Annotated in this window: 5 protein-coding genes; 2 read left to right on the forward strand and 3 right to left on the reverse strand. The window is 33.3% G+C overall.

The window, feature by feature from the left end:
• Positions 1–193 precede the first annotated feature (193 nt).
• Complete coding sequence (locus QWC74_RS05695; protein WP_237701258.1) at positions 194–769, forward strand: helix-turn-helix domain-containing protein; 576 nt, start codon at positions 194–196, stop codon at positions 767–769.
• A 331-nt stretch (positions 770–1,100) separates the two neighbouring features.
• Here the strand turns inward: QWC74_RS05695 and QWC74_RS05700 are convergent, their stop codons facing one another.
• Positions 1,101–1,469: a hypothetical protein gene (locus QWC74_RS05700; protein WP_288993938.1), complete on the reverse strand. Its 369-nt coding sequence runs from the start codon at positions 1,467–1,469 to the stop codon at positions 1,101–1,103.
• A 293-nt stretch (positions 1,470–1,762) separates the two neighbouring features.
• Between QWC74_RS05700 and QWC74_RS05705 the strand changes: the two genes are divergently transcribed.
• A complete protein-coding gene (locus QWC74_RS05705) occupies positions 1,763–4,231 on the forward strand; it encodes a CoA-disulfide reductase (protein WP_006785298.1) in 2,469 nt (822 codons plus the stop codon).
• Between the two features lie 243 nt (positions 4,232–4,474).
• Here the strand turns inward: QWC74_RS05705 and QWC74_RS05710 are convergent, their stop codons facing one another.
• On the reverse strand, positions 4,475–5,113 hold the full coding sequence (locus tag QWC74_RS05710; protein ID WP_006785297.1) for a nitroreductase family protein: 639 nt from the start codon (positions 5,111–5,113) through the stop codon (positions 4,475–4,477).
• A 159-nt stretch (positions 5,114–5,272) separates the two neighbouring features.
• Complete coding sequence (locus QWC74_RS05715) at positions 5,273–6,103, reverse strand: AraC family transcriptional regulator (protein WP_006785296.1); 831 nt, start codon at positions 6,101–6,103, stop codon at positions 5,273–5,275.
• Between the last annotated feature and the right edge of the window lie 178 nt (positions 6,104–6,281).

Here is a 6,281-nt window from a genome sequence, read left to right on the forward strand (position 1 = left end):
GGAATTCTACGATACGTAGATTGATTATTTTTCTCTACTAAGTTAGATTATTTAGTGTACATAACCCATTTGGTTAACCAAGATAAAATACAGATGATTGAGAGATAACTATAGAGTAATTAGGAAAAGATGTAGTTAATTTCATGGCAGTTAATGATTAACGATAAAGGAAGAGGTGAAAATTTTGGATTGTGTGAAGGTAGGAAAGTTACTTTATGACTTACGTAAAGAGAAAAATATGACGCAAAAACAAGTAGCTGAATTAATGAACATTAGCGATAAGACGATTAGTAAGTGGGAAAGAGGACTAGGGTGCCCTGATGTTTCTTTGCTTCCTGAATTATCACAAATTTTTGGAGTTAGTATAGATGGAATTTTATCCGGAGAACTAAATCAAAATCCGGTAGTAGGAGGAAATATGAGAAGATTAAAATTTTTTGTTTGTTCACAGTGTGGAAATATAATGACGGCAACAGGAGATGCAACAGTATCTTGTTGTGGAAAAACGTTAGAAGCATTAGTGCCTCAAAAAGCAGAAGATGGACATTTATTAAGTATTGAGCCAGTTGAAGATGAACTATATGTAACATCAGATCATGAAATGACAAAAGGTCATTATATTACGTTTATCGCTTATGTAACAGGAGATACTGTAATACTTGGAAAGCAATATCCGGAGTGGAATTTACAATTCCATTTCCATAAGAGAAAACATGGAAAGTTATTCTATTATTGTAGTAATCATGGTTTATATTATCAGGTTATTTAACTGGAATTTCTTTAGAATTAAGAGAAATTACCCCAGTAGTTGAGGAGTGTTCACTATGTTCACACTGGGTTCCCCCCCATCAGTGGAGGAAAGCTAAGAGCCTGTCGTCTACTTAGCATGTGGATCCTATGGTTCATATTATCAGGTTGTATAATTTAATATTTCAAAAAGTAAACACTATTACATTATTTAGGTGTGAAATTGAAAAATAAAAGCTCTAGTTATTCAAATCTTCTCAGTTAGAGAGGAAGAATAAGATAGAGCTTTTTTAGTCATTACAACTTTTAAAAATAAATTCATGGATGACATTTTAGATTCTTTTCATCATAGGCTATTTCATAACTGGATAAGGTTGTCCCATAGGTTGATAAGGCTGATTCATAGGCCAATTTTGTTGTCCCATAGGGTGATAGGGTTGATTCATAGGCCAGTTTTGTTGTCCCATGGGTTGGTAGGGTTGATTCATAGGCCAATTCGGTTGCCCCATAGGTTGATAAGGTTGTTGAACAACTGGATAGTATTGGGCTCCCATAGGATTGTTCATAATAGGTTGTCCACCGCCTACTCCTTGTGGGATTATGATTCTTTGCTCGGTTTGCTCGGGTACACTTTGAATAGTATAATTTGAATAATTATCAATAGGTGTTGAAAAATTTTCATTATTATAACTCATAGATGAATAAGGTTGATTACTGTACATACCATCATCTCCTAGCTTCATTTCTTGATATATTATGAAATGATAGCCTAATTGTGACATGATTTTAGATATAAATTGAATTATATATAGCCACGCTTAAAAAGCGTGGTTTTTTATTATTTTATACAACAGGAGAGTAGTTGCTTCTTATGTGACTTAGTTACATAACTTTTAGAATATTCAGAATATACTTTAGATATAAAGAGTGCAGGGGATATTTATCGATTGAAGAAAAATTTGTTTAATTTATAAAGCAAATTAAACGATGGGTTCCTTGTGAAAGGAGTTTTAAGATGAGTAAAAAAGTAATTATTGTTGGTGGAGTCGCTGGGGGGGCCTCAACGGCGGCACGTTTACGTCGGCTAGATGAAACAGTAGAAATCATTATGTTTGAAAAAGGGGAATATATTTCATTTGCAAATTGTGGATTACCTTATTATATTGGAGAAGTCATCGATGAACGTGAAAAATTAATTGTTCAAACAGTTGAACAAATGAGTACTAAATTTAAAATAGATATTCGTAATTTAAGTGAAGTTATTAAAATCGACAAAGAAAATAAAGTTGTTACCGTTACAAATCATAAAACAGGTGAAAGTTACGAAGAAACTTACGATGTACTCGTTTTATCACCTGGGGCTCAGCCTATCAAACCAGGGATTTCTGGAATCAACGAATGCAATAATCTATTTACCTTAAGAAATATTCCAGATACAGATCAAATCAAATCATTTGTGGATAACCAAAAACCTAAACATGCTGTTGTCATTGGTGGAGGATTTATTGGTCTGGAGATGGCCGAAAATCTGCATGAAAGAGGGCTTGAAATTACATTGGTTGAAGCAAGTAGTCAAGTCATGGCTCCATTAGATATTGAAATGGTAAGTATAATTCATGAACACTTAGTAGATAAAGGTGTTAAATTAATTTTGAATGATGGAGTTAAATCCTTTGAAAATAACGGTAAAAAAGTTGTGTTAAATAGTGGGCAAGTTATTGAAACTGATTTAATTATCTTATCCATTGGGGTACATCCTGAAACAACGATTGCACGTGAAGCGGGACTTGCTTTAAATGAACGTGGTGCGATTGTTGTTGATAAAAAAATGAAGACAAGTGATGAGTCTATTTACGCATTAGGTGATGCGGTTGAAATCATGGATTTTGTTAATAAACAACCCACGATAATTCCTCTTGCATGGCCAGCTAATCGTCAAGGTCGTATCGTTGCTGATAATATTTGTGGTAAAGAATCGGAATATAAAGGAACACTTGGTTCATCAGTTGCAAAAGTATTTGATTATACAGTTGCAGCAACAGGAAATAACGAAAAAACATTAAAACGATTAAATCTTGAATACAAAGCACTTCACATTCACCCAGGCTCTCATGCAGGTTATTATCCTGGAGCCTTCCCAATCGCGTATAAACTCTTATTCAATCCAACAACAGGACAAATTTATGGTGCTCAAGGAGTTGGAATAGATGGTGTTGAAAAAAGAATCGATGTTATTGCCACAGCTATTAAAGGAAATCTAAACGTTATTGATTTACAAGATGTTGAAGTTTGCTATGCCCCACCATATAACTCAGCTAAAGATGCAGTGAACATGCTAGGGTATTATGCAGAAAATATCATGGATGGCTTAATTGAAACCATTGATTGGAGTGAAGTAAATAGTTTAGATGAAACAACATCAGTTGTTTTAGATGTGCGTGAATCTTTTGAATTAATGACAGGTAAAATTAAAAATTCGATTCATATCCCACTAGGGCAATTAAGAAATCGTTTAAATGAACTTCCAACAGATAAAACTGTTTATGTTACCTGTCAGGTAGGACTACGTGGTTATGTGGCTTGTCGCCTACTTAACCAATATGGATTCAAAGCTAAAAATATTGATGGTGGAGTTAAAACGTATCTAGCGATTGAAAAAGCACAGCAAGCAATAAGTAAGCAGTGGATATCAATTATTAAAAATAAGGAGGTAACGCCAGTGGTATCACAAAATTTAGATGATATGCCTGTCAAAGTAAAATTGAATGCTTGTGGATTACAATGTCCGGGGCCAATTCGTCGAGTATTTGAAGAAATGAATCATATGACAGATGGTGAGATTCTAGAAGTTAAAGCAAGTGATCCTGGTTTTACTAAAGACATTTCATCTTGGTGTGAGAAAACTGGAAATACATTATTAAATTCAGAATTTAATAAAAATGAAAAAAACTTTGTTGCTTATCTTCAAAAAGGAACTCAAGTTTCTCAAACAGCGAATACAAATACCCTCGATAAAAATGGAGCAACACTCGTTGTATTTAGTGGTGATTTAGATAAAGCAATTGCCTCATTTATTATTGCAACAGGGGCTGCCTCAATGGGGAAAGAAGTTACGATGTTCTTCACGTTCTGGGGATTAAATATATTAAAATCTAAAAATAAACCAAAAGTATCGAAAGATACAATGGAAAAAATGTTCGACTTTATGTTACCAGGGAATACAGATAAATTACGATTATCACAAATGAACATGATGGGAATGGGTCCTGCTATGATTAAAAAAATCATGAAAAAACATAATGTTGATGATTTAGAAACATTAATTGAAAATGCCATTAATATGGGAGTAAAAGTTGTTGCCTGTTCTATGAGTATGGAGTTAATGGGAATTAAACAAGAAGAATTTATAAAAGGTGTTGAAATTGGAGGAGTTGCTTCATACTTAGGTGCAGCTGAAGATTCAGGGTTGAACTTGTTTATCTAATGAAGTGAAGGGGTTTATATTTTTCTAAGATTTTTGTTTAAGAAGATAAAGTTCAACACAAGCGAGCAATTTAACGAGTAAGACAATTTATGTTGAAAGAGAGGGAGAATAGATAAGAGATGGTGAAGCAACTGTTTCAAGCATAGATCAGTAGAATAAAAGGGTAAGTAAATTATTATATTTCTTTAAGCATTAAAAAAACATAAAAGCGAGTTCATTTGATAGCAAACTCGCTTTTATGTTCTAATCGATGAAAGTTACAACTTCTTCTAATGGCTTACGTTTTGGAGCAGGAGGAGTGTTATCCTCAGGTACTCCAAGAGCGATTAAGCTCATTAATTGATAACCATCTTTTTTAAATCCGATTAAATCTTCAATTTCTTTTTTTGCATGAGTTGGGCCTGTCATATAACAAGTTCCATATCCCATTGCTGTTGCGGCTAGTAAAAAATTTTCAACAGCAGCACCGATTCCTTGTATAGCTGATTGAGGTGCGATAATTTCGGCTAATCGTTCTTCACTCGCACCATTTGCCTTTAAAATATCGTACTCAATCATATCATATTCGTTTCCATAAACAATAATAACGACTGGAGCGTGTTTGAATAGGGTGTAGTATTTTAGTAGGCGCATATATTTTTCACCCTGTTCTTTTGTTGGTGCCAAGTTTGCAATTTGAGTATGACTTTCTGTTACGATGTCACTCATTTGATTAATAATATCTCGATTTTGGAGCACAACAAAATGCCAATTTTGTTGATGTTTAGGCGATGGTGCCTGTGTTGCAGCATCAAGTAATGTTAAGATATCTTCCTTAGGAATCTGGATATCTTTAAATTTACGGATACTTTTTCTATTATAAATAAACTCTAAATTTTTCAACGAAATACCCCCTTTTTAACTATTATTAAAACAGATGTTAATTCAAGATGCAATGCAATCCTCGGATTATAACCCATAATCTGATTATTTTCTACTGCATTCTAGATATAAAAAGAAGACTCAAATTCATTTTATAAAAAATGAGCTTGAGTCTTTTTGTTAAGCAATAAAATTTGAACTACGGTATTCGCGTGGGCAAGTTCCAATGACTTTTTTAAAGATTTTGGAGAAGACTAAAGCATCGGTATATCCAACAGAATGGGAAATCTCTTGAATCGTTAAGTTAGTTTTCCTTAGTAGGTTACATGCTTTATGAATTCTGAAATGAATTAGATAGTTTTTAGGTGAATCAGCCATTAATTCATTGAATAATTTAGTTAAGTATTTTCGATTAATTCCCACATAATTTGAAATTTCTTCAACTGTAATATGGCGTGCGTAATTCGTTTCAATAAATTCAATTGCTTGACGAATATAATCTGATTGTTTACTCATTGTTTGAATTTTAGTTTGATGTGAATGACTATACTCAGCTAATGTCGCAAGTAGTGCATAAAATCCACTTAATGCTTGTAGGTCCATGCTGTGTTTGAATTGCCCTGCTGTCAATATTAGTTCAAAGCAACGTTCAATTGCTTCATGTCGATCACATTTTGAGATTGGTGAACAGGGTGACAAGTTAAGGCGTCCCAAGTAAGAATCAACATGTAGTCCATTAAAAGATACAAAATAATATCCCCATGGATTACTTGGATTCGGTCGATAGGAAACAAGTGAGTGTGGTGGCACTAAAAAACAAGTACCTTCTTTAATTTCATACTCTTGCCCATCAATAATTAAATAACCTTTCCCCTCGTAAACATAATAAAGGCTATAATAATCACGAACTCCAGGCCCCCATGAAGAATTCTTTTCACACTCACCGGTTCCACAGTGATATAGCATAAAATCTAATTTAGTGTAATCTGATTTTGGTTTGAAACAAATCATGATAGCGCTAACCCCCTCTATTATGTAGACATTATATCATATTTTTGAGTATTTAGATAATACTATTTGTAAGTGCTTTTATATATAATTAAAAATAACTGGAAAATGCAAGTGCTTTTTTGTATCCTGAATTATATAATTAAGTCAGACAACTGGTAAACGTATTTAATGGTAATAA

It is taken from the genome of uncultured Turicibacter sp. (assembly GCF_938044715.1).
GTDB lineage: Bacteria > Bacillota_I > Bacilli_A > MOL361 > Turicibacteraceae > Turicibacter > Turicibacter sanguinis.